This is a genomic window from Morganella sp. TYF_1 (assembly GCF_043105645.1).
GTDB classification, from domain to species: Bacteria; Pseudomonadota; Gammaproteobacteria; order Enterobacterales; family Enterobacteriaceae; genus Morganella; species Morganella morganii_B.
Window position 1 is genome coordinate 136,183 of record NZ_JBICLU010000012.1, and the last position, 26,024, is coordinate 162,206.

20 protein-coding genes, 1 tRNA gene and 3 pseudogenes are annotated in these 26,024 nt (G+C 45.7%); 12 read left to right on the plus strand and 12 right to left on the minus strand.

The genetic code is table 11. From position 1 onward, the window contains the following. Positions 1-162: 162 nt before the first annotated feature. The 8 genes from lldD to ACF8OF_RS04820 all read right to left on the minus strand — a co-directional run bounded on the left by lldD (position 163) and on the right by ACF8OF_RS04820 (position 10,216). A complete protein-coding gene (gene lldD / locus ACF8OF_RS04785; RefSeq protein WP_004238839.1) occupies positions 163-1,305 on the minus strand; it encodes an FMN-dependent L-lactate dehydrogenase LldD in 1,143 nt (380 codons plus the stop codon). A 46-nt stretch (positions 1,306-1,351) separates the two neighbouring features. Further along, positions 1,352-2,932 carry an L-lactate permease gene (locus ACF8OF_RS04790; protein ID WP_392495891.1) on the minus strand — a complete coding sequence of 527 codons (1,581 nt, stop codon included), beginning with the start codon at positions 2,930-2,932 and terminating at the stop codon, positions 1,352-1,354. Positions 2,933-3,255: 323 nt separating this feature from the next. After that, the gene (locus tag ACF8OF_RS04795) at positions 3,256-4,179 is read right to left on the minus strand and encodes a LysR family transcriptional regulator (RefSeq protein WP_072871983.1); all 924 of its coding nucleotides are present in this window, start codon (positions 4,177-4,179) and stop codon (positions 3,256-3,258) included. A 91-nt stretch (positions 4,180-4,270) separates the two neighbouring features. Continuing rightward, positions 4,271-5,188 carry a ribonuclease Z gene (gene rnz, locus ACF8OF_RS04800; protein ID WP_392495893.1) on the minus strand — a complete coding sequence of 306 codons (918 nt, stop codon included), beginning with the start codon at positions 5,186-5,188 and terminating at the stop codon, positions 4,271-4,273. A gap of 42 nt (positions 5,189-5,230) precedes the next feature. Beyond that, positions 5,231-5,794, minus strand: coding sequence for a YiiX/YebB-like N1pC/P60 family cysteine hydrolase (locus ACF8OF_RS04805; RefSeq protein WP_279799177.1), 564 nt, complete (start codon positions 5,792-5,794; stop codon positions 5,231-5,233). Further along, complete coding sequence (locus ACF8OF_RS04810) at positions 5,794-6,198, minus strand: DUF4878 domain-containing protein (protein ID WP_262862562.1); 405 nt, start codon at positions 6,196-6,198, stop codon at positions 5,794-5,796. The genes ACF8OF_RS04805 and ACF8OF_RS04810 overlap by 1 nt, the downstream gene beginning before the upstream one ends. A gap of 412 nt (positions 6,199-6,610) precedes the next feature. Further along, positions 6,611-8,254 (minus strand): methyl-accepting chemotaxis protein, encoded by a 1,644-nt coding sequence (locus tag ACF8OF_RS04815; RefSeq protein WP_349466367.1) that lies wholly within the window; start codon positions 8,252-8,254, stop codon positions 6,611-6,613. Positions 8,255-8,584: 330 nt separating this feature from the next. Beyond that, entirely contained in the window at positions 8,585-10,216 is a 1,632-nt protein-coding gene (locus tag ACF8OF_RS04820; RefSeq protein ID WP_392495896.1) for a methyl-accepting chemotaxis protein, read from the minus strand. Positions 10,217-10,939: 723 nt separating this feature from the next. Between ACF8OF_RS04820 and ACF8OF_RS04825 the strand changes: the two genes are divergently transcribed. The 10 genes and pseudogenes from ACF8OF_RS04825 to ACF8OF_RS04870 form a co-directional block, all read left to right on the plus strand. Then, positions 10,940-11,998 (plus strand): CZB domain-containing protein, encoded by a 1,059-nt coding sequence (locus tag ACF8OF_RS04825; RefSeq protein ID WP_392495897.1) that lies wholly within the window; start codon positions 10,940-10,942, stop codon positions 11,996-11,998. Between the two features lie 137 nt (positions 11,999-12,135). After that, on the plus strand, positions 12,136-13,461 hold the full coding sequence (locus tag ACF8OF_RS04830; protein ID WP_392495898.1) for a hypothetical protein: 1,326 nt from the start codon (positions 12,136-12,138) through the stop codon (positions 13,459-13,461). A gap of 285 nt (positions 13,462-13,746) precedes the next feature. Continuing rightward, positions 13,747-14,076, plus strand: a pseudogene (tssD, locus tag ACF8OF_RS04835) (type VI secretion system tube protein TssD); the annotation flags it as partial. Between the two features lie 131 nt (positions 14,077-14,207). Then, positions 14,208-14,339: pseudogene (locus ACF8OF_RS04840) on the plus strand (contractile injection system protein, VgrG/Pvc8 family); the annotation flags it as partial. Positions 14,340-15,122: 783 nt separating this feature from the next. Further along, complete coding sequence (locus ACF8OF_RS04845; RefSeq protein ID WP_262863025.1) at positions 15,123-15,680, plus strand: fimbrial protein; 558 nt, start codon at positions 15,123-15,125, stop codon at positions 15,678-15,680. A 129-nt stretch (positions 15,681-15,809) separates the two neighbouring features. Then, positions 15,810-16,436, plus strand: a complete 627-nt coding sequence (locus tag ACF8OF_RS04850) for a molecular chaperone (RefSeq protein ID WP_349468085.1) — start codon at positions 15,810-15,812, stop codon at positions 16,434-16,436. Next, positions 16,402-18,963, plus strand: coding sequence for a fimbria/pilus outer membrane usher protein (locus tag ACF8OF_RS04855; RefSeq protein WP_349468084.1), 2,562 nt, complete (start codon positions 16,402-16,404; stop codon positions 18,961-18,963). The genes ACF8OF_RS04850 and ACF8OF_RS04855 overlap by 35 nt, the downstream gene beginning before the upstream one ends. Positions 18,964-18,968: 5 nt before the next feature. Beyond that, positions 18,969-20,291, plus strand: coding sequence for a fimbrial protein (locus ACF8OF_RS04860; RefSeq protein ID WP_262883112.1), 1,323 nt, complete (start codon positions 18,969-18,971; stop codon positions 20,289-20,291). Between the two features lie 44 nt (positions 20,292-20,335). Then, positions 20,336-20,998 carry a molecular chaperone gene (locus ACF8OF_RS04865; protein ID WP_392495900.1) on the plus strand — a complete coding sequence of 221 codons (663 nt, stop codon included), beginning with the start codon at positions 20,336-20,338 and terminating at the stop codon, positions 20,996-20,998. A 10-nt stretch (positions 20,999-21,008) separates the two neighbouring features. Beyond that, positions 21,009-21,764 (plus strand): annotated as a pseudogene (locus ACF8OF_RS04870) (IS3 family transposase); the annotation flags it as partial. Positions 21,765-21,994: 230 nt separating this feature from the next. Here the strand turns inward: ACF8OF_RS04870 and ACF8OF_RS04875 are convergent. The 4 genes from ACF8OF_RS04875 to mutY form a co-directional block, all read right to left on the minus strand. Next, positions 21,995-22,070, minus strand: a tRNA-Phe gene (locus ACF8OF_RS04875). A 174-nt stretch (positions 22,071-22,244) separates the two neighbouring features. Next, positions 22,245-23,321, minus strand: coding sequence for a membrane-bound lytic murein transglycosylase MltC (mltC, locus tag ACF8OF_RS04880; protein ID WP_262859279.1), 1,077 nt, complete (start codon positions 23,319-23,321; stop codon positions 22,245-22,247). Positions 23,322-23,390: 69 nt separating this feature from the next. Further along, positions 23,391-23,663 carry an oxidative damage protection protein gene (locus tag ACF8OF_RS04885; protein WP_004237812.1) on the minus strand — a complete coding sequence of 91 codons (273 nt, stop codon included), beginning with the start codon at positions 23,661-23,663 and terminating at the stop codon, positions 23,391-23,393. A gap of 9 nt (positions 23,664-23,672) precedes the next feature. Then, entirely contained in the window at positions 23,673-24,725 is a 1,053-nt protein-coding gene (mutY, locus tag ACF8OF_RS04890; RefSeq protein ID WP_392495901.1) for an A/G-specific adenine glycosylase, read from the minus strand. 228 nt (positions 24,726-24,953) lie between these two features. Here mutY and trmB point away from each other — a divergent pair, with 228 nt between their 5' ends. Together trmB and ACF8OF_RS04900 are read left to right on the plus strand one after the other, a co-directional pair. Then, positions 24,954-25,673, plus strand: a complete 720-nt coding sequence (trmB, locus tag ACF8OF_RS04895) for a tRNA (guanosine(46)-N7)-methyltransferase TrmB (RefSeq protein WP_262862566.1) — start codon at positions 24,954-24,956, stop codon at positions 25,671-25,673. Further along, complete coding sequence (locus tag ACF8OF_RS04900) at positions 25,673-25,999, plus strand: YggL family protein (protein ID WP_025154052.1); 327 nt, start codon at positions 25,673-25,675, stop codon at positions 25,997-25,999. Before trmB ends, ACF8OF_RS04900 begins: the two co-directional genes overlap by 1 nt. Positions 26,000-26,024 lie beyond the last annotated feature (25 nt).

The window sequence follows — 26,024 nt, forward strand, 5'->3', positions numbered from 1 at the left end:
TTTTGTTATATTTTATTCTGTTTAATTATTAGCTAATTATTTTGCTTTATGTTGTTTTGTGTGAGTTTGATCATAATTAATCGGACAGATCACACAAGAAAACCACATAAAACAAAAAAGCCACTCCGGGGAGTGGCTTTTGCTGAAAAGTAAAAAAACGGATCAGCCGGGCAGATTAACCAGCGAGTCGCGGGTGATATCGCGGATGGTTTTTGCACCGGTCAGCGTCATTGCCACGCGCATCTCTTTATCAATCAGATCCAGCAGATTTTCGACCCCCGCCTGTCCCTGTGCCGCGAGGGCGTAAACAAAAGCACGACCCAGCAGGACAGAATCCGCACCCAGCGCCAGCATCCGCACCACATCAAGGCCATTGCGGATCCCGGAATCGCTCAGAATCGTGATATCCGATTTTACCGCATCGGCAATGGCAGGCAGGGCGCGGGCAGTGGAAAGTACGCCGTCGAGCTGGCGGCCGCCGTGGTTGGAGACCACAATGCCGTCCGCGCCGAAACGCACTGCATCTTTCGCATCTTCCGGATCCAGAATCCCTTTGATAATCATCGGGCCTTCCCAGAACTCGCGGATCCACTCCAGGTCTTTCCAGGAAATGGACGGATCGAAGTTTGCTCCCAGCCAGCCGATATAATCTTCCAGTTTGGTCGGCGCGCCGCGATAGACCGAGATATTACCCAGATCATGCGGTTTGCCCAGCACGCCGACATCCAGCGCCCAGCGCGGGTGAACCATCGCCTGTAACACACGGCGCATGGCGGCATTCGGGCCGCTCATCCCGGAATGGGCATCACGGTAACGCGCTCCCGGCACCGGCATATCAACGGTAAAGACCAGCGTTTTGACCCCGGCGGCTTTGGCGCGCTCAAGGGCATTTTTCATAAAACCGCGATCGCGCAGCACATAGAGCTGGAACCACATCGGGCGCTCAATCGCCGGAGCAACTTCCTCAATCGGACACACGGATACTGTGGAGAGAGTAAACGGCACGCCTTTATTCGCCGCTGCTTTTGCCGCCTGCACCTCACCGCGACGGGCGTACATCCCGGTCAGCCCGACCGGTGCCAGGGCAACCGGCATTGCCAGTTTTTCCCCGAACAGTTCAGTTTCCAGACTGAGAGAAGACATATCGCGCAGCACCCGCTGACGCAGGGCGATATCCGCCAGATCCGCCGTATTGCGCTTCAGGGTATGCTCGGCATACGCCCCGCCGTCAATATAGTGAAACAGGAAGGGAGGCAGTCTGGATTCGGCAGCCGCCCGGTAGTCTGTTGAAGCGGAAATAATCATCTTAAATACCTGTATATGTATGTAACAAACTCAGCACTGTGCCCGGTTACAGGGTCAGTATCAGTGCCATCACGGCGGCAATCACGCCGTAGATAAACATCGGAACCACTGTCTTTTTGATAATTGACCCTTCGGCATTGGTAATACCGAGGATGGTGCAGACAGCGATAATATTATTCAGACACACCATGTTCCCCATGGCTCCGCCGACAGACTGGAGCGCGAGGGTTAAATTGACATTCAGTCCGGTGGTTTGCGCGATCGACTGCTGGATGCCGCCGAAGGTCAGGTTGGATACGGTATTGGAGCCGGAGAAGAACGAGCCGAGTGCGCCGAGGTAAGAGGCGAAGTAGATCCAGCTCTCACCGGTGGCACCCGCCAGAGAACGACCGATAATGTAAACCGGCGCATTTTCGCCGCCCTGCATCATCAGATTGACCATAATCAGCGCACCAAACAGGGCAATAAACGGTTTGTTGGTTTGCTGTGCGGTCTGCACAAACATGGTTTTTACCTGCGTCCGTTTCAGGCGGAACAGGAAAATACCGATAAGCACCACGAGGAAGAACGGGATCAGCGCCGGGACATACAGCGTTTTATAATCTGCCGCCGCCGGGGTGCCGAACACATTGCTCAGACGGACAATCAGTGCATCACTCAGCGTGATATGGCCGAGGAAACCCAGTGTGCCTTCCCAAATCACGTTAGTGCTGTTGAGCAGCCTTTTCAGGCCGAGCTGGTGGATGCGGGTAACAATCAGAATACCGATCAGCAGCAGGGTCGGGGTCATGGCTTTGATAACCTGCCCGAACGGGATCACTTTTTTCTCTGTTTTTTGTTCTGTGCGGGTCAGGCCGATACCGGCACGGGCAGTCACCACCGAGATCCCGAGGCCGATTGCCCCGCCGAGCAGCGCCGGGAACTCATAGTTCACCTGTGCCAGCAGCAGATACGGCACGGTACAAGCGAGCACACTGATCAGAATAAACACGATATTGCGGCGGATTTCCTGCCAACTGACAATAAAACGCAGCGCCAGCAGCGGGATCACAAATGCAGCGACAAAGTGGATCAGCGCGGAGTAGTGGCTTATCTGATAAACACTCTCTTCATTCAGCCCGAGGTTGGCAAAACCAAACCAGGTTGGTGTACCGACGGCGCCGAACGAGACCGGCACGGAGTTCATCACCAGCGTCAGCAGGGCAACCCGTATGGCCGGGAAGCCGAGACCGACCAGGATTGGGGCGGCGATAGCGGCAGGTGTTCCGAACCCGCTTGCGCCCTCAATGGTAAAGGCGAATGCCCAGCCGATAATCATCAGCTGTGCCACCGGATTCGGGCTGATGTTTTCCAGCCAGCTGCGCACCACGTTTTCCGCGCCGCTGACTTGCATCAGCTTATTGAGCATAATTGCCCCGGCAATGATGGTGATCGGTGTCAGCACAGAAATAAAGGCGGTGACAATATTGGCGCTCAGCAGCGTGAGATCTGTTTTAAACCAGAACAGCTGGATACAGAACACCACGGCGGCGGTGAAAGGTAATGCGACGTAAGAAGGGATACTGCGGCGTTTTGTCATCATCCAGATTAACATCACGATCGGTGCAAGACTGAAAAAAATAGCCATAAAGCCCTCTGACATTATTATTGTTTTAAAATTAATGTTGCATGCAGGATTCGTTAAATTTTCATTACGGAATTATTTTAATCACAACCAAAAGGAATTATCTATGCTGCATTTTTTTAACAATTGAAAATGGGCAGGAAATGATAAAAACGTGGAAAATCAGGTGAAAAAAAGAAATAAAAAGACGTTATTTATCAGTAAATTAATGGGTTAATTTGTATGATGAAAGGACGGGGTCACATTAATTAGGCCATAACGGTCAATAGAGAAATTCCAAAAGTCGACTAATCCGTTGTCACGAACAGATAACAATTCTGAATCTGTCAGCCGAAATAGGGACGGATTGCCTGATATGACTGCTGGATATGATCGATCAGCAGGCGGATTTTCACCGGCAGATGGCGGGTGTACGGATACACGGCATATACGCCGAGTTTTTTCCCGCTGTAGCCCGGCAGGACTTCGGTCAGCAGTCCTGCTTCCAGATCTTCATGCACCATACAGCGCGGCACCATGGCGATACCGTGACCGCTGAGCAGCGCTTTGCGGATGGCGCGGGCATTATTGAACGCGATATTACCGCTCACCTGCAATTCATAGATTTCACCGGTGTCCGGGCGACGCATCAGCCAGTTTGAGGTCCCGCTCTGCTGATAGGTGTAAGTGAGGCAGTTGTGTGTCAGTAAATCTTCCGGATTCTGTGGCGCGGGGTGTTTTTCCAGATAACGGGGGGAGGCGAGGATCACCCAGTGAGAATCAATCAGCGGGCGGGCTATCAGGCTGGAGTCACTCATCATACCGGTGCGGATAGCCAGATCAATCCGTTCATTCACCAGGTCAACAAACCGGTTCTCCAGATGCATTTCCACTTTCACATTCGGGTATTTTTCACAGAATTCTGCCACACTCTCGCTGAGAACCAGCTCTCCGGAGATAGTGGGTACTGACATACGGATAAGCCCGGTCAGCTCATCACTGTTGGCACTGACTGCCTGTAATGCGCTGTGAACCTGGCCGGTAAGGGATTTGGCATGCTGATACAACACGCGGCCATTTTCCGTGACAGAGAGACTGCGGGTGGTACGGTACAGCAGACGGGCACCGAGGGCTTTTTCCAGACGTCCTACCCGCTTGCTGAGTACGGAGCCGGTGACACCGGCCATTTCCGCTGCTTTACTGAAGGAGCCGCAATCCACAATCAGCGCAAATAAAATCAGATCATTGGCGTACTCGTGGGCGGGCAGCATGGTAAAACCTCCGGCGGTGAATGAAATAATAAACAGCATTCACTATATCAAAATCTGTGTAACAGTGATAATCACGCCGGAGACAGACAGGTTAAATCGGATACACCATGTGATCAAAGGCAAACACGGTGGCCGGGAAAATTGCCTGACACTCGCGAAGTAAGCGCTCACAATCTTCTTCACTGTAGCGTCCGCTGAAATGGGTGGCGATCAGCGTACCGACGCCCGCATCCCGCGCCAGAGTGGCGGTCTGCACGGTGGAAGAGTGTCCGCGGCTGTTGGCTTTTTCAGACATCGTACCGTCGAGCGTGGCTTCCAGCACAATCACATCGGCATTCTGTGCCAGTTTCAGCGCATTTTCGCACGGTGCGGTATCACCAAAAATCACCAGATGACGTCCGCGCTGCGGCTCGCCGAGGTAATCTGCCCCGCAAATCACCCGGCCATCGTCCAGTGTCACTTCGCCGCCCTGTTTAAGGGTCTGCATCCACGGGCCGCCGGGGACACCTTCCGCTTTCAGGCGCTGTGCATCCAGCGCCCCGGGTTTATCATGTTCTTCAATCCGGTAGCCGTAGCTGATCACCGGATGCTCAAGTGAGTAAGCGCTGACTTTCAGTTGCCCGTCATCATAAATCACGCCTTCCTCATCTATCTCAATGATCTCCAATGGGAAAGTCAGATATGAGCCGCTGAGGGTCAGTGCCGTTTCAACAAACTGCGCCAGCCCCTGCGGGCCAAAGAGAGTAAGTGGTTCCTCACATCCGCCCATGGAGCGGCTGCATAACAGGCCGGGCAGGCCGAAAATATGGTCGCCGTGCAGATGGGTGATAAAGATTTTTTCCAGTTTCGGGATTTTGACCGGACTTTTCAGAATCTGATGCTGAGTGCCTTCGCCGCAGTCAAACATCCACAGGCCGCGCTGTAATGATTTGAGATCCAGCACCAGACTGCTGACGTTGCGGTTGTTTGACGGAACACCGGCACCGGTGCCCAGAAAAATTAACTCCATGTTGTTCCCTGTATTGCAATTGCCGCCGCGCGGAGGCCGGTATTAGGGAATACGGCGCAGTTGCGGCGAGCGGGTCATATTTTCCGGTAAGATTAACGGTTCTTCCGCCAGCGGTAAACTCAGACGGGTTTTGCCGGTGATGATGGTGACGCCGGCAGACTGCCAGGACTCTGCCGCCAGTTGTGTGCAGTACAGGCCATCCTGCGGGTTGATACTGAAAGGCGTGCCGAGCCTGGCGAGGGCATAATCACGCGCGCGCCGGTGATTTTCACCGTCCGCCTGTACGGCATACCAGGTAACCTGCCCGTCTTTGGCGTGCTGAATAAAGAAATCAAGGGGATCGCGGTTCACACCGCTGATACCGCCCGGATGTTCCTGCGGGGTGGCGTGAATGACATAAGTGCCTTCCGGTGTGATATCAACAACACCGACATGGCTGAAACCGCTGTTATCGATACTTCTGACAATGTCACTGATGGCTTCGCCGCCGTCACGGAAAATCAGGTCACCGCTCTGAATGCCGGGCGGAGGGATTGCCGCAGACAGAGGCAGCGCGGCTGCCAGCAGCGCCGGGAGCAGAAGCCCGGCGCGGAGTGCGGCTTTCATCAGCGCAGGATAATTTTCCAGTCGCCGCCGTCTTCCTGTGTCAGCAGGAAACGCTCATCTTTCTGTTTGCCGTCTTTGAAATTGACCGTCAGAACCACGGTTGCGCGTTTGTTATTTTCATCAATATCGACGGATTTCACTTCCGTGCTTTCCACGCCGCCGTTACCTTCAATGCGGCGCGCCATATCGCCGACAATCATCTGCACTTTGCCTTTGATTTCCATCTCATTTTTCTGTTTATCTTTTTCCGGGATGGCGAGCAGCTCATACGCTTTATCCGCATCTTTTTTCTCAACAGCACTGTAGAACTGTTTAACGACATCCTGCGGGGAATCACTGCCGCAGGCGGTCAGCATCATACTGCCGGCCAGCAGCATCAGGGAGAGCGCGATTTTTTTAAACATAGTTTTTCCTTTAAAAGACAACCGGTGTTTTTATTATTTTCTGATGCAAATACCGGCAGTATACGGACATCCGGCGGCTTGGCAATCCTGTCTGTAACGCCGATGTCGGAATCAGGGAAAAATTGTGTTTTTATTGTACACAGAAAACCCCCGGCTAGGCCGGGGGTTCCGGAAAGCTTACAGCTATAAGTCAGTTATAAAACCCCTTTTGACGTGTCGTTAATCACCACGTTATTGTTCTAATGGGTAATAAAATAATGAAACAGCCGGTAAATGCTGACTGCCGGTGATATAAGCGGAGCAGGTTATTAAAAAAAAGCCCATGAAACATGGGCAAACAGAGATGAATATAATTCAGCAGTATAGGGTGCAATGAAGTAATAATTCCGTTTTTTATTTCAGTATGTCCACCTTAAAAGGTTTCCCAGTCATCATCGGAATTATCTGCTGATTTTTTAATCGCGGGACGCTGTAATGGCACCATAATGCTGGTTTTCGTGCCGGCCTTCAGTTCTCTGCCTTGTATATGAAATACAGATACGGCCTGAGTCAGTCTGCTTGCCTGCTCTTCAAGTGACGCAGCCGCTGCGGCTGATTGCTCAACTAATGCCGCATTCTGCTGGGTGACTCTGTCCATTTCTGTCACCGCCACGCCAATCTGGTCAATCCCGCGGCTTTGTTCATCCGAGGCGGAGGCTATCTCACTCATAATATCGGTGACGCGGGTGACGGCGCTGACAATTTCATTCATCGTTTCACCGGCACGTTCAACCAGTACCGCACCGGTATCGACTCTGCCGACCGAATCCTCGATCAGGGTTTTGATTTCCCGGGCCGCCTGCGCACTGCGCTGAGCCAGATTACGCACCTCACCGGCAACAACCGCAAATCCGCGGCCCTGCTCACCGGCACGGGCGGCTTCCACGGCAGCATTCAGTGCCAGGATGTTAGTCTGGAAGGCGATACCGTCGATCACACTGATGATATCGGCAATTTTCTTCGAGCTGTCGCCGATACCGCGCATGGTATCCACAACATCATCCACCACTTTCCCGCCGCGCTCTGCGGTCTCAGAGGCGGTTAATGCCAGATGACTGGCCTGACGGGCATTATCGGCATTCTGGCGTACAGTCGCGGTCAGTTCTTCCATGCTGGCAGCCGTTTCTTCGAGAGACGCAGCCTGTTGTTCAGTCCGTGAAGAGAGATCGTTATTACCGGCAGCGATCTCACTGGCGCCGCTGTAAATAGCATTGGCACCATCACGGACATCACCGACTGTTCCGGCCAGTTCATGCTGCATATGACGCAGTGTATCCGCCAGTTTATTCACCTCATCACAGCCCGTGATATCAATGGTTTTGCTCAGATCACCTTTAGCAATAGATTGAATATCCGATACTATTCTGTTTAATGGTGTAATAATGATTTTACGAATGCCAAACCAAACACAAGAAATAATAATTAACACAGTGATTAGAATAGATATGACGGTGAATAGTATATTATCATAGCTGGTACCTGAATTTTGGTTAAATTCAGTGTAGTAATTTAAATATTTTGCATTATATTCATTGTATTGTTTTTCAAAAGCATCTTCAATATCCTGAGTTGGTTGTTCAGCAAACTCAGCACTCATGTCATTGCGCAGGAATTTTATTAAATCTGATTGTGCATTGTAATAGTTGTTAAATGTAACGGTTAAATCATCGTCATTCGTATTCTTTATTTTTGAATCAATGGATTTATATTCGTTGAATGATTTTTTTGATTGCTCAAGTTTTTTTTCTGACAATACTAATAATTCATTCCCTAAATCTTTTTGGTTTGCATAAGCAATGTATTTTTGCGCTCTGTTGATTTCAAACCTTGATCTTATTAATGAAACCCATGCATCATCGAGGGAGATGACTTTTTTCGTTTCATAATCCAGCTGTGTGGCCTGATTTTTTTGATTATTTGCATAATTTAAGAACAATACCCCGGATATTATCTGTAATAAAAGGAGCAAAATTAAAACAAAAACTAAGGAGACGGATATTTTTAGCTTTCCAATCACAGTGATACCTTATTGTTGTATTGCAGGTGCCATTAAAGTCATTTATTTTTATTTGACAGTGCGAACACTGCCATAAAAATAGCATCTGACATGTTAACATTATTTAATCAATATATTATATTCTGATAAGTGTGCATTTATGTGCTTTTATCTTTCGTTTTTACAGTGCATACAAAAATTTCGCGGAAGGGGACCAGGACGTGTGAGATAACGCCGGGACAGGTTTTAAAAAAAAAGCCCATGAAGTATGGGCAAAAGAGGTAAACCTAATTCAGCAGCATCTGGTGCAATGAAGTAAGAATTTCGTTTTTTTATTTCAGTATGTACACCTTAAAAGGTTTCCCAGTCGTCATCGGGATTATCTGTTGGCTTTTTAGGGGCAGGGGAGTGCAGCGGTATGATAGTGCCGGTTTTGGCGGCAGCCGTCACTTTTCCGGCCTGTATATGAAATACAGATACGGCCTGAGTCAGTTTGCCCGCCTGATCTTCCAGTGATGCGGCTGCTGCTGCCGATTGCTCGACTAACGCGGCATTCTGCTGGGTGACTTTGTCCATTTCTGTTACCGCCACACCAATCTGGTCAATCCCGCGGCTTTGTTCATCCGAAGCAGAAGCAATTTCACTCATAATATCGGTGACGCGGGTGACGGCGCTGACAATTTCATTCATCGTCTCACCGGCACGCTCAACCAGTACCGCACCGGTATCGACTCTGCCGACCGAATCCTCGATCAGGGTTTTAATTTCCCTGGCAGCCTGCGCGCTGCGCTGGGCCAGGTTACGCACCTCACCGGCGACAACCGCAAATCCGCGCCCCTGTTCACCGGCTCGGGCGGCTTCAACGGCGGCATTCAGCGCCAGAATATTGGTCTGGAAGGCGATACCGTCGATCACACTGATGATATCGGCAATTTTCTTCGAGCTGTCGCCGATGCCACGCATGGTATCCACAACATCATCCACCACTTTCCCGCCGCGCCCGGCGGTCTCAGAGGCGGTTAATGCCAGATGACTGGCCTGACGGGCATTATCAGCATTCTGGCGCACGGTCGCGGTCAGCTCTTCCATACTGGCGGCGGTCTCTTCAAGAGAGGCAGCCTGTTGTTCGGTCCGGGAAGAGAGGTCGTTATTCCCGGCCGCAATTTCACTGGCGCCGTTGTAAATTGCATTAACGCCGTCACGGACATTACTGACTGTCCCTGCCAGTTCACCCTGCATATAGCGCAGAGTCTCAGCCAGTTTATTCACCTCATCACAGCCGCGAATATCAATGGTTCTGGTCAGGTCTCCCCCGGCAATATGCCGGATGTTGTCAAGCACGTTATTCAGCGGTGTAATCAGTATGCGCTTAAGGGCTGACCATATACCAATCACAATAAGCAGGGTTATACAGAGCACGATAATCAGTATCCATATTGACTGACGGTCGGCTTTATCATCTTCTTTGATGATTTGTGCAATAATATCGTTATTTTTATGGCTGTATGTATCGTAATGCGTCAGATAAGCATCCTGACTGGTTTGAGTGTCCTGTAATATTGCCGTATTTAAATCACGATGTCGTATTAACTGTATAAGTTCGGTAATGGTTGTATGGTAGGTGTTATAGCTGTCTTCCAGATTTGTTCTTATCTGACCATGTAAGTTTGGCGTAGAATTAAATTTTTCCCAGTCACCTTCAACGTCTTTCAGGTTTTTAATGGCGCTGTTTAAGAGTGAATCTATTTCATTTTCACTTCGTCCGGAAATAAGTGCCCTGTTGAGGTTTAATCTGGCTTGTGAAAAATTCGACCAGACATTGGATAGCAGAACATTGCGCTCATTCAGACTGAGTACCTGATGGAAAGATGAAGCGCCTCTTTCTACAGTATTAAAATACAAACCACTTGTTAATAGTTGTAATACACAGAATATAAGCAGGGTTGCAGTCAGCGTAGTTGTTATTTTTAAACGGCTAAGCATTTATTTCTCTCTATATTAAGTGTATTTTTTTATGAAATCTAATACCAGCCACAAAGGGGGCTGTCATTCTTTTATGCCGAAAAAAGAACAGACGTATTCTGACGGGGCGGCATAGTGATACCGTCCGTTTTTACGGTTCCTCTTTTTATTACATAAATAAGGAAAATACACATATCAGGTTGATTATATTAATCAATTAAAAATGTTTTTCACTACTCAATCCAATCGTTTAAAACGATCGAAACCGGGATTTGCGATAGGTTGCAACTATTGATATATGCGTTTTTGATCGTTATTGTTGATGTGATAAAGCAAGTTGAACTTTAAATTCAAATAGTTATTTTTATTATTCGGATAAATTAATTTTCACTCTTAATTCGGGTAAAAATATAACGTTACAATATAAAAGACACGGGTGTCATCCGGGAAGGATTGTATTCCGGATAATGACACTGTATGCAAAATGTAACCGGGGGCCGGAAAATGAATGAGAATTCTTATCAAAATACGCATAATAAGAATAAATGTGTGTCGGTGTGAATCTGAAAACAGAAACAGATAAAGCAATATGGTGTAAAAATAATGCCGTGGCAGCAATAAAATCTGCGTACTATCATAATTAACACCGGATTCATATACATCATTACTCACGTCAGATGATATGATAATGTTCAGGCTGTCTGGCAGCATTAATGATGAAAAACAGAAAAAAGGACTTATATAATGCGTAAAAAACTAAAGCAGTGGTTTAAAAATAAGCGCAACCAACCGTCTCAGCAAAAAATAACAGATGTAGTATCAAATACTATCAGCACGGAAATATCAGCCAGTGATATAGCGGAGAAATCCTATGACAAGCTGTTGTGTCAGCATTTAATTTCCGGTATCAGTGCGGTAGAAATTATTCGTGATTCATTACTTAATTCCAGCCAGCGTTTGATGAAGGAACTGGTCACTGTCGATGAACTTAATCAGAAAAATGAAAGCGTCAGACGGGAGATGAATCAGCTCTCTGAATTAGTGCATCGCATTGAGCAACATACCAGTGAAAATATCACCTATGTTGATGAGCTTATTTCTGTACTTGGCGGTATAAATAGTAATATTGATGAAATAAATAGTCTTTCAAGGCAAACAAACCTGCTGGCAATAAATTCAGCTATTGAATCGGCTCATGTCGGCGCAAGAGGTGCCGGATTTTCAGTAATTGCAAAAGAAATTAAACAATTGTCGTCAGGCATTCAATTTCAGGCAAAGAATATTACGGCATTAACACTGGATATCAATCAGCATGCAAAAAGCATCAGTACCAGTGCGGAGAAAAATTATCAGTCTATTAATGATATTCGTTATGCGACAGAACAGGCCTGTATAATGTTACAGCAGACCATTGAACTTTCTGCTCATATGCAGGAAATTATTCGTTTCATTGCTACTCAGCAATTTCTTAACACAGTCAAATTAGATCATGTTATCTGGAAGATTAAAGTGTATGAATTAATTTTTAACCGCGATGAAACCTCTGAAGTTAACAGTCATACCGATTGTCGTTTAGGGAAATGGTTTTATGGTGAGGAAGGGCATAAATTCTCACACCTCAGTTGTTTTTCTGAGCTTGAGGTACCTCATGAAAAAGTACACCGTTCCGGCCGGGAAGCGTTACTGGCATTCAGATCAGGCGATGATGAACGGATGAATATCAGTTTAAATAATATGGAGCAAGCCAGTACATTAGTGATTAAACGGCTTGATGAGTTGTTATTACAGATACAGCCACACTAATCCCTTATAACGTTTATCGTTATGTGATTTGGTTTTTGTCATTTTAATCTAATCAGTAAAATGATGTTGTGGTTTTATTTGATTTAAGCTGAATGTATTAAGTTATCGTATCAACATGATTTAAGAGAACGACGTTAATGCTGATAAAGCCCGAAAGAATAAGTGCTTATTTTATTCGTTATGATATACAACCTGTTTATAAAGATGTAATTATCCGTATTATCACATCAGAAAAAATTTTCTTTTTTTGTCATTCACAATTTGATCATACTGATGATTTTCTTAATCAGTTAGTGCCCGGAGATAACATAATTGCAGCCGGGCACCTGTTAAATAATGGCGGCTATTGGCTTCATTGGGCTATAAAAGACGAAAATAATGAGTTAGTGCCCGAAAACAAATATGATGAAAGTCAGAATTTACTTAACTACCTGGCTTACGGTTCATTATCTATGTCAGTGAGCCTTTTGATGATTATTTGCGGTGCAGATTCAATCTTTATCGGGCTGTTGTTTCTGTTTTCACTTTTGATGAATATCTTTTTTGCAAAAGAATTAGTTATGTTTGCAATCTCTCCTTTCAATGAATCAGTTGAGATTTATCAGGGGGAGAGAAATATTATAGATAAACCTTTTTCTGATAAAAAAATCCATACGCTGATAAAAAAGCATGAGAAAAAAATATTTTCATTTATCAGTCTGTTTTTATTCGAAAGACAAAAAAAACTGTTTTCAGTCGATAACTATGAACTTATTAATAAGAGAGCTGAAAGCATCGGGCTTAGCGTCAGGTGGTTAGATGTTGATGAAGTACAAATACAGAGTAATATGAATGTTACCAGTTTGAGGGTTAATAATGTCAGAAGAACAGTTGAGATACCAAACAATTATTTTCTGATTAGTGATGGTGACAGTGACTTTTATTGTAAAACTCATCATGGTTATCAGCTCGGAGCAGTATTAACGAAAATAGAGCATCCTTTTTTTGTTGCGGTGAATGATAAAGTTGAAGTGATCAGTAATGTCGACAATAATCAGATAATCGGTCTTTATAATCATACTGATAAATCCGCCTATCTGTTCAGGTCGGACAGACATATTGATTACAGTGAAATAGCGCTGAAATCGATATTAGCATCAGCAATACTTATGTTTTTTATCATATTTATTCCTTGCCTGATGATTTTATTATATTTGGGGGCAGGGTTTGCCGGAGTTATTATTTCATTTTTTATGAGTATTTCTCTTCCTGCCATTATTTGTTTTTTATTATTTTTAAAAAGAAAACGATACGCTAAGCGAAAAAATCCGGACAAGTTTGCACTGGTGGAAAACTATATGCAATATCGTTTAGATCTGAATAATAATAAAAGCAGTATCAATATTGTATATAATACCGGAGGTCTCAGCAGATTTAATACGACTGCATCAGATAATAAAAAGATGAGGAGAAAATTAACATAATAGCAGATAGCCGTCATCAATTATGGCGGTTATGGTCGCTGTACTGGCAGGCACGCTGCCGGAATGGGAGTTTCACTTTACGGACGACGATTTTATCTGTTTATAGTCTGAGTTTCAGCATGGAAAATACAGGGTTCTTTTACATGATCTGAAAAAATGGCAATTTTTTATTATTTACAATATGTTATGTGATTTTTTTAATAAATATGGGTATTTGTTTGTTTTTTATCCGGTTTATTGCGCTGAGTAAATCTTAATTTATCATTTATAAAAGTTAAATATCCTGCTCACTGTCCGTTTAAATTCACGGTCGCGCTGAACAAAGCGGTTCCGCTGTTGTACAACGCCCTGGCGGCGGGTGAGATGCTGCCTAAGGTACAACTGAAATGGTACCGCACCTCTGTTGAAGGTAAGCAGGAGCACTTCTTCACCACCGCACTGGAAGATGCCACTATTGTCAATATCGACTGCAAAATGCCGCACTGTCAGGATCCGCAAAAAACGGATTACACGCAGCTGATTGAAGTCTCGCTGTCCTACCGCAAAATAAGCCGGGAACACACCGTCGCAGGCACCTCCGGTGCTGATGACTGGCGTGCACCAATCGAAGCGTAATGTGCTCACTGACACCACACATTCCTCCGGGGTGTGGTGTTCCTGCCTGAGCAGTTCCGGAGCCGGTATGTTTGCTGAAGATCCCCAAAAAAGGTTATTGAATCGTGAAGGCGTCAACGTCGGCACCGTGCAGGGGAGGACTGGTCTCCGCTGAACAGGGCAATACCGATGGCAACAATACCTGGTATCACTTTCTGATCCGCCCGGACATGTGCATCATGACGCTCAATCAGGACAGCCGTATCTTCCGGAAACAATCGGTACTGAAGACAGGGAAGAGATCACAGATCGTACCCACGGTAGACAAATCTGGCCTTTAGTTGGGTTGATTCAATTTCATTAAATATTTTAGGTAATTACAATTAATTGTGCTCAAAGGTCTCAGTCAAGATGACTGTGGTGCTGAGTCCTGTCGCATAACGTGTCAGTGTAATCGAAGATATCGGCCCGAATTAATACCTTGGTTTTGTAGATTCATTTTCTTATGCGCTCTTTTTCAGATCACTGGACAATGATGCGGCTATCATATTAATCCTGCAATCACAATATTGGTTCATACTATCCTCAAATCTATATAATTTTAGGAATAACAGACGACTCATAGCCTGCGTACTGACAGCCTTACTCACAATAAAACAGTGCCTGTTTTCGAGGGTTACGTCGCCATATGGCCAGCTAGGTCAGCTTTATTCATCCCATCAAAAATAATAATGCCGCTCCATTTTATTAGTTATTACCCATTGTATGTATTAATTAATGTGATCTCCATCAGCATAAATAACGTGAAAATATCATTTTTTTAATATATTTATCTAATTCATATGTATTAACAGTTTAATTTTACGATTAATAAGTTAAATCAAACAAGCGCTTTTTCTTCTTTTTACTATTCGTTGATATTAACACACCATTAGAGTATTTTGTGTCTCATTCCAAAAATTTGATTTATGATCATTCTTTTATCTGGTCAGTCTGGGCATAAAATCATTTACTAACAATCATTTTGGAATTGTAGTTTTTTATGAAATGTTAACAGGACCTTGATTATGAAAAATAAATTAAATAAGCTGATTTATATCAGTGCGTTACTTACACTACCTTGTGCTGCGTTAGCCGCACCAACTGTTACTTTTGAAGGTGAAGTTACTTCCCAGACATGTGCTGTCGATATCAATGGACAAACTGATTCTGTTGTTCTTCTGCCCACTGTAGCTATTACTGATTTCGGAGCCTCTCTGGCCTCCGGGCAAACTGCAGGTCTGACACCGTTTACAGTATCCCTGACCGGGTGTCAGGCTCCCTCGGCAGATACTGATATTACGACAAAATTTTTAGGCTATAATGTTGACAGTTCTACAGGGGTATTAGGCAATACCTATACTGGGAGTGATGCAGCCAGCGGATTTGGTATCCAGCTATTCAGTGAAGCGGCCGGAACGACTGCTATTACCTTAAATGGAGTAACGTCAGTACCCGGATTGGTATTAAAGAAAGATAAGACATCTGCTGATTATCAGTTTGCTGCAAAATACTACTCTCTGGGTACTTCTGGTACCGCAGGTAAAATCACAGCTGTTGCTGAATATACCGTGAGTTATCTTTAAAAATTAAAAACTGGCAGCAATACTATTGCTGCCAATTTTATGAAATAAATAATTATGAAAAAAATAATATATTCATTTGCTTGTTCGGTCTTTTTTTTGCTTGTCAGCAATGTTAATGCAAGCGTTATTATGACTGGAACAAGAATTGTTTTTCCGTCCGTTTCGACTGAAAAAATTATTCAGTTCAAAAATCCGGACTCACAACCCTATGTAATTCAGCTTCAGTTAACAACTGCTGATAATACCCCTGATCCTTCGGCTCCTTTTGTATTAGTGCCACCGGTATTCAGAATGGAACCACACACCGGACAATCTGTCAGACTTATAGCCAATGGAACCGGACGTTTACCTGAAAATAAAGAATCTGTTTTTTATCTTAATTTTACTCAATTACCCGCATTGAAGGCAACAGAGCAAAACAGATTAGTCATTGCAGTAACCAGCAGAGTTAAAATCTTTTACCGTCCGGACTCCCTGAAAGGTCAGGTAACTGATGCTTATCAGTCAGTTAACTTCAGTCTTAATAACGGAATTTTAACAGTACATAATCCTACTGGTTTTTATATTTCTATCCGGAAAGCAGTGCTGAAAATCGGAAACGAATCCGTAGTGATCAGTGAATCGGATATGTTATCACCCCAGTCAACAGTACAATGGCGGGTCCCTGCCAAAATAAAAACGTTAAAAGATGCACTGTTAGAAATGACCATGGTAAATGATTATGGTACTGATTACACAAAAGAAAGATATTTGTAACTGTAATTACATTTTGTATACGGGAAAAATGAAAAAATATTTTCCGCTGATATTAATTCTGAATTTCCCGTTTTCTGGTATTGCTGCTGATGAAAATGAATATATTTTTGATCCGTCCCTTTTCAAGGGAGGACATTTTGATTTGGCATCTCTTGAAATGCTGAGTAAACCGGGTGCGGTTCCTCCCGGGGATTATAAGCTTGATATTTATGTCAACCAGGTTTTTATAGGTAAATATGACGTATCCTATCAAGTAATAAATGATAATTCAGTACCCTGTTTTTCTCCGGAGTTGATAAATGATATCGGATTTAAAAATGGAGACGATATTATAAGAAATAGCAATAACAAATGCTTTTTCTTATCTGATATTTCTTCATTGGCAGAAGAAAAAACTGAATTATCTGCCCTGAAGCTCAATATTTCAGTTCCTCAGGCGCTACTTAATATAAAACCTCGTGGTTATGTCAATCCCGATAATTATGATTCAGGTGAAAATATTGGTTTTATTAATTATTTGGTTAACTATTACCATATTTCTTACTCGAATGAAAATACTGATAATTTTGATTCCGGATGGCTTTCTGTTAATGGTGGTGTCAATTTTGGGGCATTGCAGTATCGCCAGGTGAGTAACGTAGCGTGGAATAAAAATGACGGATATACATGGAATAACATAAGCAGTTATATACAACGTCCCTTAGTTACTATTATGAGTCAGTTCATGGCAGGGCAACTGGTCACCAATGGCCGTTTTTTTTCCGGCATGAGTTATAACGGTATCAACCTCTCCACCGCTGACGCTATGCTGCCTGATTCTGTGCGTGGTTACGCTCCTGTTATCAGAGGTATTGCATCAAGCAATGCTAAAGTTGTGGTACGCCAGAACGGACAGGAAATCTACCAGACAACGGTACCACCCGGTAACTTTGAAATAAATGATCTCTATCCGACAAGTTATAACGGAGACCTGCAGGTTCAGGTGACTGAGGCTGATGGTACCGTAAAAACTTTCGTGGTTCCTTTTTCTGCTGTTCCGGAGTCAATGAGACCGGGGATGTCACGCTATAATCTTGCTGTCGGCCGTACCCGTAATACTCAGAAAAAATCAGCATTTGCGGATATTACCTATCAGCGGGGGCTGACAAATTCGATAACAGCAAATGGCGGGGTTCGCGTTGCCGAAGATTATGTTGCCACTGTATTCGGAGGTGTGTACACCAGTACTTTCGGTGCATTTGGACTGAATACAACGTTCTCGCGTGCTAAATTACCCGGCAATACATCTGCAGAAGGATGGATGACACAGGCTTCATGGAGTAAAACATTCGAGCCGGCCGGAACGACGGTATCTCTGGCAACTTATCGTTATTCAACCAGTGGTTACCGGGAACTCACTGAAATTCTTGGTACCAGGAGTAATAGCCAGACGGGAGCGGACTGGTTGAACTATACCAGCGGACAACGTTCGCGGTTTGATATAACACTCAGCCAGAGTTTAGGTGACTACGGCAATATTTTTATTACCGGAGCAACCCAGAACTACCGTGATGGCAGATCCCGGGATACGCAGTTGCAGTTAGGGTACAGCCAGACATTTAATAATGGCATCAGTATGAATGCATCTCTTGCCAGACAACGTACCGGGAATTACGACAATGCGGGGACCATGGAAACCGCAACCGCTATCTCATTCTCGGTCCCGTTCTCTTTAAATTCGCCACGTAGTGTAAGCCTGAGTGCCTCTTATAATTATAGTAAAAGTAGCGGCGAACAATATCAGACAAGTGCTTCCGGTATGATGGATGATGCGCAGACGATCAGTTACAACTTGAATGCGACACATGACAAAAAATATGCACAAACTACATTAGGAGGAAGTCTGCAAAAAAGGCTTCCTGATGTAAATATCGGAATGAATGCATCAACGGGTAAAGGTTACTGGCAGGTATCAGGTAATGCCCAGGGAGCGCTTGCCGTTCACAGTGGCGGGCTGACATTTGGTCCGTACCTGGGTGACACTTTTGCACTGGTCGAGGCTAAAGGTGCCGAAGGAGCTAAACTATTCACGTCATCACAAACACACATTGACAGTAACGGATATGCTTTGGTTCCTTCTGTCACGCCTTACCGCTATAACAATATATCCATTGATCCTCAGGGTATGAAAGGGAATGTTGAAGTGCTGGACAGTCAGAAACGGGTAGCTCCGATAGCGGGCTCAGGCGTCAAAGTCAAATTCAGGACCAGAACAGGAGCTGCATTGTTAATTAAAACAATAACAGATTCGGGAATGACGATTCCTATGGGGGCTCAGGTTTATGACTCACAAGATCAACTGGTTGGAATAACAGGACAAGGCGGGCAGATTTATGTTCGTGTTGAGCAGCATGAAGGGGTACTGACAGCGCGGTGGGGAAATGGTAATGCATATTGTGCGTTACCCTACAAGATAAAAGAAAACGATATTAATCAGCCTTTAATTAATATGACAGTACATTGTAATAACTCATCAAAAGGAATGTGATTGTGATAAAAATTTATATTATTATCCGGGGAGTCATACTTCTTTTACTGGTATTTGCACTCCCCTCATTAGCAAGGTGTACAAGTACCGGTGTATCACAAACTGAAGATGGCCGAACTGCATTGATTCCGTTCGGAAAAATCAATATATACGATACGTATTTTTATCCGGCCGGCTCATTATTAGCAAGTGTTATTGTTCCGCCAACTAATTACACATATGGTGGTGCAACAGCCTCTTCTGTATTGTGGCAGTGCGATGCCAGTGATCTCTCTGATATTTATTTCCTGGTAGCGACTAACGGGGATGACCGGGTTGGCGGCTATTATGATCTGGGCCAGGCCGATGGAGTTTCGGATGTTTATGCGACATACTTTGCTTACGTGGGCATAAAACAAACCATGAGCGGTGTTGTGGTAACCCGTAACTGGAAAAAAGTGCCGGTCAGCACTTATGCGACCAGTGGTAGTAAAATCCAAATCCGCCTGCAGGATATACCTCCGCTTCAGGCTGAGTTATACCGTATAAGTCAGTTACCGGGTACAAGCGCCAGAAGCTATTATTGCGGAAACAATAATAATGACGGGAGCGGTATTGTTTATGGAAATACAGCCGGGAAGCTATACAGTTGTACTCAGCCGAATAGTTATATTCAGTTAGTGGGGCCGGGATTGACACATGATGAAGAAGGGCAGGACAGCAGCACTAACTTTAAGTTCTGGGGCGTTGATAACGGATTCGGTTATGGTATGAGAAACGTGAACAGGCTTTATAATACCCCGACTTGTGTTGCCCGGAGTGTAACACCACTTGTATTATTACCGACAATAACAATCAGTGAATTAGATGCGGGTCTTGCCAGCTCTGCTCAGTTTAACGTTAGCGTAGAATGCAGTAATAGTGTAACTTCCGGTACGGCTAATTCACAGACTGCTTTAGGTTTTCAGGTATCAGCAGGCTCTTATAACGCAGCAAAAACATTGAATCTGGTAAATAGCAGCAATGGTGTCAGTATGCTTCTTTCTGATAACTATACGAGCTCTGAAATGGCAAAAGGGGTTGGTATAACAATATCTTATAGTAACTCTCCTCTATCTGCACTGACATTAATCGGTCAACAGGGAACAGATCCGCTGAACTCAGCGTATATGGGCAGCAGTGCGGGCTGGTACCCGGTACTGGATAATGCAATACAGTCAGGCAGTTCCCACAGTGGTTACACTAACTATAACTACAATTTCACTGCAAACCTAAAAAAAATTAACGGACAGACTGTAACAGCAGGAAAAGTCAGAGCGACTGCAACGGTCCTGGTAAAAATACAATGATAATGAAACTAATGTTTCTTTTATTTTCTCTCAGCATGATTACTATGAATGCTTACTGCGGTATTATGCCTTCTCAGTCGCGTATTATTTATCATGAAGAAGATAAAGAGCAAAGTCTGATGCTGGCTAATACTAATGAATATCCGGTTATTGTTCAGACATGGATAGACAGAGGAGAAGGCAATCCGGAAACGGTCAACATTCCTTTTATCAGCATTCCTCCTGTATTCAGGATGGAACCTTCTGATATAAAAGGAGTAAGGATTATCTATAATAAAGATAAATTGCCGGACAATAAAGAATCTCTTTTCTGGTTTAACATATACGAAATACCACCTGAAAAAAAAGAATTCAACCCGGAAAATAGTGTACTAATAACAATGAACACTCAAATTAAATTATTTTTCAGGCCTGAAACCATAAATACCATACCAGAAGAAGTCGTGGAAAAAATCACTTGCAAAAAGATAAATAATACAAATATAGAGTGCTACAACCCATCCTTAATTCACCTTTCTGTTATTAATTTAAAAATCATGACAGATGATAATAAGATAAAGGAAGTATCAGGGAATGATTTAATACTGCCACCGTTATCGAGCAAAAAATTAACGATTGACGCTATGCATGGCAGTATAAAAAAAATGATAGTCATGTATGTTAATGATAATGGGGAAATATTAGAGCAAACCCTAAGCAATCGCTGATATTGGTGAGCAGACGGTGTATTTTTACAAACCGGATACCCAGTGGGATGAACCGGTGATATAGGTATTGACAGAGGCGGTAGAACATTATCCGCGTTACGGGCTTAAAAAGCTGTTTCAGATCCTGCGCAGGCAGGGCAACGGGTGGAATCATAAGCGTGTTCACCGGATCTATTATCTGCTGAAGCTGAACTTTCGCCGTAAAGGCAAACAACGTCTGCCTGTGCGTAATCCGGCACCACTGGCAACACCGGAGACACTGAATCAGACCTGGTCGGTTAATTTTATGCATGATGCGTTGATCTGTGGCAGGGGTTTCCGGACGTTCAATATCGTGGATGATTTTAATCGTGAAGCCTTGGCGATAGAAATTTATCTGAATATCCCGGCTCAACGTGTTGTCCGAGTATTGGACAGAATTGTAGCAACACGCGGATACCCGGTGAAAATGCGGATGGATAATGGTCCGGAGCTTATATCACTGACACTCGCACACCGGGCGGAAGAGCATGGAGTGATACTGAAATTTATTAAACCGGGTAAACCGACTCAGAATGCCTTTATCGAACGTTTTAACCGGACATACCGGACCGAAATACTGGATTTTTATCTGTTCCGGACACTGAATGAAGTACGGGAGATCACGGAACACTGGCTGAGGGAATATAACCGGGAGCGTCCACATGAATCCCTGAATAATCTGACACCGGAAGAATACCGGTTATTAGCTGAAAATAACGAAATCTCAAAAAGTGTGTGGAACTGAAACGGGTGTACTTACAACTAGAAATGAGAAGAACCGTAACTGACCGTAGAAAGACCGTAGCTGGGAAGTGAGAGAGAGGCTTGTCAGAAGATATTGATGTGTTTAAAAGCAACAAACATCGTCAAAAATGGCGAGAAATCCAGCAAATAAATAACGTGTTGCAACGACCGGAAATCTACTGTAGCCGGAAAAGGAAAAAGCCCCGCTTTTCAGCGAGGCCTTATAAATAGTGGTGCCCGGACTCGGAATCGAACCAAGGACACGGGGATTTTCAATCCCCTGCTCTACCGACTGAGCTATCCGGGCAACGAGGCGTATTAAACCCGATTCCGTTCCGGGCGTCAATCTTATTTCCTTCAAATTTAATCAAGTGACGGTTTTTTCTGCAATTTACTGAAATTTTAAGCAGTAACATTCATTTTTACGGCATAACACGTAAAATTACCGGCGGACAATTGCAGATCCTGTCCGCCGGAAAACTTAACGGCGGTAGCCTTTTTGCAGATCGTTGACTTTGCGCAGGTAATTACGGGATTCACCGGACGGGTGTTTCGTCGTCAGGGTTTCATACACTTTACCCGGCTCCATACCGCTGATAATGCGGGCGGCCTGCTTTTTATCATTGTGAAAGACACGCAGCACACTGCCCGCACCGCCGTTGTAGGCGGTGATAACCGCATAACGCCGTGATGTCGGGTTGCTGATCTCACCGAGGTAGGTATTCTGCAGAATGGCCAGATATGCCGTACCTGTGTCGATATTACTGGCCGGGTCAAACAGATAGCTGCGGCTTGGCACACCGGAGCGGCCCTGTGATTTAAACACATCACGTCCGGCGGTGTTCGGCATAATCTGCATCAGCCCCAGTGCATCAGAGCGGCTGACCGCATACGGGTTAAAGCTGGATTCTGTCTGCATAATCGCAAGGATCAGCGATTCTTCCACGCCGTATTTGGCGGATGCCTGACGAACCAGCGGCAGGTATTTGTGAGCGCGCTGGTCCAGATGGTTCGGCACCAGTTTCAGGGTGATATAGGTGATCATCTGTGAGCCGGACTGACGGCGCTGTAAGCGGTTGGTTACCAGATAATCCGCGAATTTGGTGGCTCGCCACTCCCAGCGGACGGGTTGTCCGGTATGATCCAGCACCTGGCCGAACAGGAACGGCTCTTTACTGATGGTGACATCGTTGGCATCGGAATAGAGGTCAACCGAGCCCGGATCATCCCCCATCAGCAGGGTATTGATAATCGCCTGACGCAGATGGGCTTCCGGCTCAACCCCTGCCAGAGTCTCAATGGTAACGGTACCGGCATCAAAGTTGATATGGGAGCGGGTGTAGTACTGATCGGTGTATTTGACATAATCTTTCGGACCGGCAATCAGTACTTCTTTTATACCCCAGATATTTTCAATGTTATGGGCAAACTGGCCCATCAGAATATCAAATCCGTTGGTATCCTTAACATATTCCGGACGGTAATCCGTCTGTTTCTGTGAACCGGTACAGGACGCCAGCAGCGGCGCAAGAATGATCAGTGCAGCAAGTTTTTTCATGGGTATAAATACGGTGTGATCCGGGTTCAGATACAACATCAGAGCCGGGAAAGGGCTCTGATGACAGGATTATTTTTCAGGCGGTGTATAGCCTTCAATGTGGATATCGTGGCCTTCAAACAGGAATTTGACCATCTCCTGTTCCAGCAGTTTACGATCGTCCGGGTTCATGGTGCTGAGTTTTTTCTCGTTGATCAGCATGGTCTGTTTGGACATCCACTGCTGCCAGGCTTCTTTGGAAATCTCATTAAAAATACGTTTGCCTAATTCGCCCGGATAGAGCTGAAAATCCTGGCCGTCAGCCTCACGCTGAAGAAAGGTGCAAAAAATCGTTCTGCTCATGTAACATCCTCAAAAATGGGGTTCTTTACCGATTTGCTTAAGCAAGGTTTCCACCGGGGCGGCCAGGCCGATTACCGGGGGATTTTGGCTGTTATACCAAATCCCGTCGCTGTCGTCATGGACTGCGGTGCGATCGGTGACGTTTGCGGCAACGGGGACAATATCCAGATGAAAATGGCTGAATGTGTGGCGGAAAGCAATCAGCTGCTGTAACGGTGAGTGGCTGATACGGCGCTGTGCCAGCCAGCCGTACATGTCATCTTCCGTTGCAAACTGCGGAAAACTGTATAATCCGCCCCAGATCCCTTTCGCCGGGCGCTTTTCCAGCCAGATCTCATTATCATGCTGAATGATAAGAAAGTAAGCTGTTTTTTCCGGAATCGATTGTTTCGGTTTTTTGCCGGGATACGCCGCCGGGTTGTGCTCTGCATACGCAATACAGCCGTATTGCAGCGGGCACAGCTCGCATCTGGGTTTGCTGCGTGTGCAGACCATCGCGCCCAGATCCATCATCGCCTGATTAAAATATTGCACGCCGTCAGCCGGGGTGACATCTTCCGCAATGGCCCAGAGGCGGTTTTCCACCTCTTTTTTGCCGGGCCAGCCGCTGACGGCATAACAGCGTGCCAGCACCCGTTTGACATTACCGTCCAGAATCGGGAAGTGCTGATTCTGAGAAAGTGACAGAATCGCGCCTGCGGTTGACCGCCCGACGCCGGGCAGGGCAACCACGTCCTCAAACGTGACCGGAAACCTGCCGCCGAATTCTGAGGCAATAGTCTGTGCCGCTTTGTGCAGATTGCGGGCACGGGCGTAATAGCCAAGCCCGGTCCACAAATGCAGCACTTCATCAAGCGGAGCGGCGGCGAGATCAGTAACCGCCGGAAACCGTTCAATAAAACGGTTAAAATAAGGAATAACCGTTGCCACCTGGGTCTGCTGTAACATCACTTCAGAAAGCCAGACGTGGTAAGGGGTCTTTTCCTGCTGCCAGGGCAGATTTTTTCTGCCGCAGCGGTGATACCACGTCAGAACCGACTGCGAAAATTGCTGTGCTTCCATGAGAATTAAATAATCATTGAATAGTTTTAATTGACGGGAATTCCAGCACACTGTTTTGCGACTGTAAACCAACTTTTACCCGAAATTGTGCGAAAGAGGGTGATTAACCGGTGCGAAGTCGGTTGTCTCTTGCTAAACTTGCCGCACTTTGCGTGTGTCAGCGCAGCGCAGCCCGTTGTGCCGGACACATTATGATTTATTTTTGCCGGGATACTGACAGCAAACCTTATGATCAACAATGTAATTTCGCCGGAATTTAATGAAGACGGCAGAGCCCTGCGCCGTGTCCGCAGTTTTGTGCGCCGTCAGGGACGGCTGACCAAACGTCAGGAAGATGCCCTGACTGACCTGTGGCCGTCAGCGGGTGTGGATTTTACCCCGGAACTGCTGGATTTTACCGCGCTGTTCGGGCGTGATGCACCGGTCACGCTGGAGATCGGTTTCGGCATGGGCACTTCTCTGGTGGAGATGGCGAAACAGAATCCGGATAAAAATTATCTGGGGATTGAAGTGCATGCCCCGGGGGTCGGTGCCTGTCTGGCAGATGCTCAGGAGGCCGGGGTAACGAACCTGCGCGTGATGTGCCATGATGCCATCGAAGTGCTGGATAAAATGATCCCGGATAACAGCCTGCATATGGTACAGCTGTTTTTCCCCGATCCGTGGCATAAGGCCCGTCACAATAAGCGGCGTATTGTTCAGTTGCCGTTTGCAGAAAAAGTGCGGACAAAACTGGCACCGGGCGGTATCTTCCATATGGCGACGGACTGGCAGCCGTATGCGGAGCACATGCTTGAGGTCATGACTCAGGCACCGGGTTACCGCAATCTGTCAGCCACACAGGATTATGTACCGCGCCCGGATACCCGGCCGGTCACGAAGTTTGAAAAACGCGGCCATCGCTTAGGCCATGGCGTCTGGGATCTGATGTTTGAGAGGATGAAATAATGGCAACACAACGTAGTCGTCGTTTACGGAAAAAAATGCGTATCGATGAGTTCCGCGAACTCGGTTTTTCCTTCAAATGGGATTTCCCGGAAGGTACTGATGTCGATACTATCGACCGCACGGTTGATCAGCTGGTTGACGAAGTGATCGAGCCGAACGGCCTGGCGCTGGATGCCAGCGGTTACCTGAGCTGGGAAGCCATGGTCTGTTTACAGAAAATCGGCGAGTGTACCGATGAACACCGTAAGCTGGTAGGTGACTGGCTGAAAGCCAAAGGGATGCAGAACATTCAGATGTCTGAACTGTTCGATATCTGGTGGGACTGAGATAAATTTCTTACCACGCTAATTA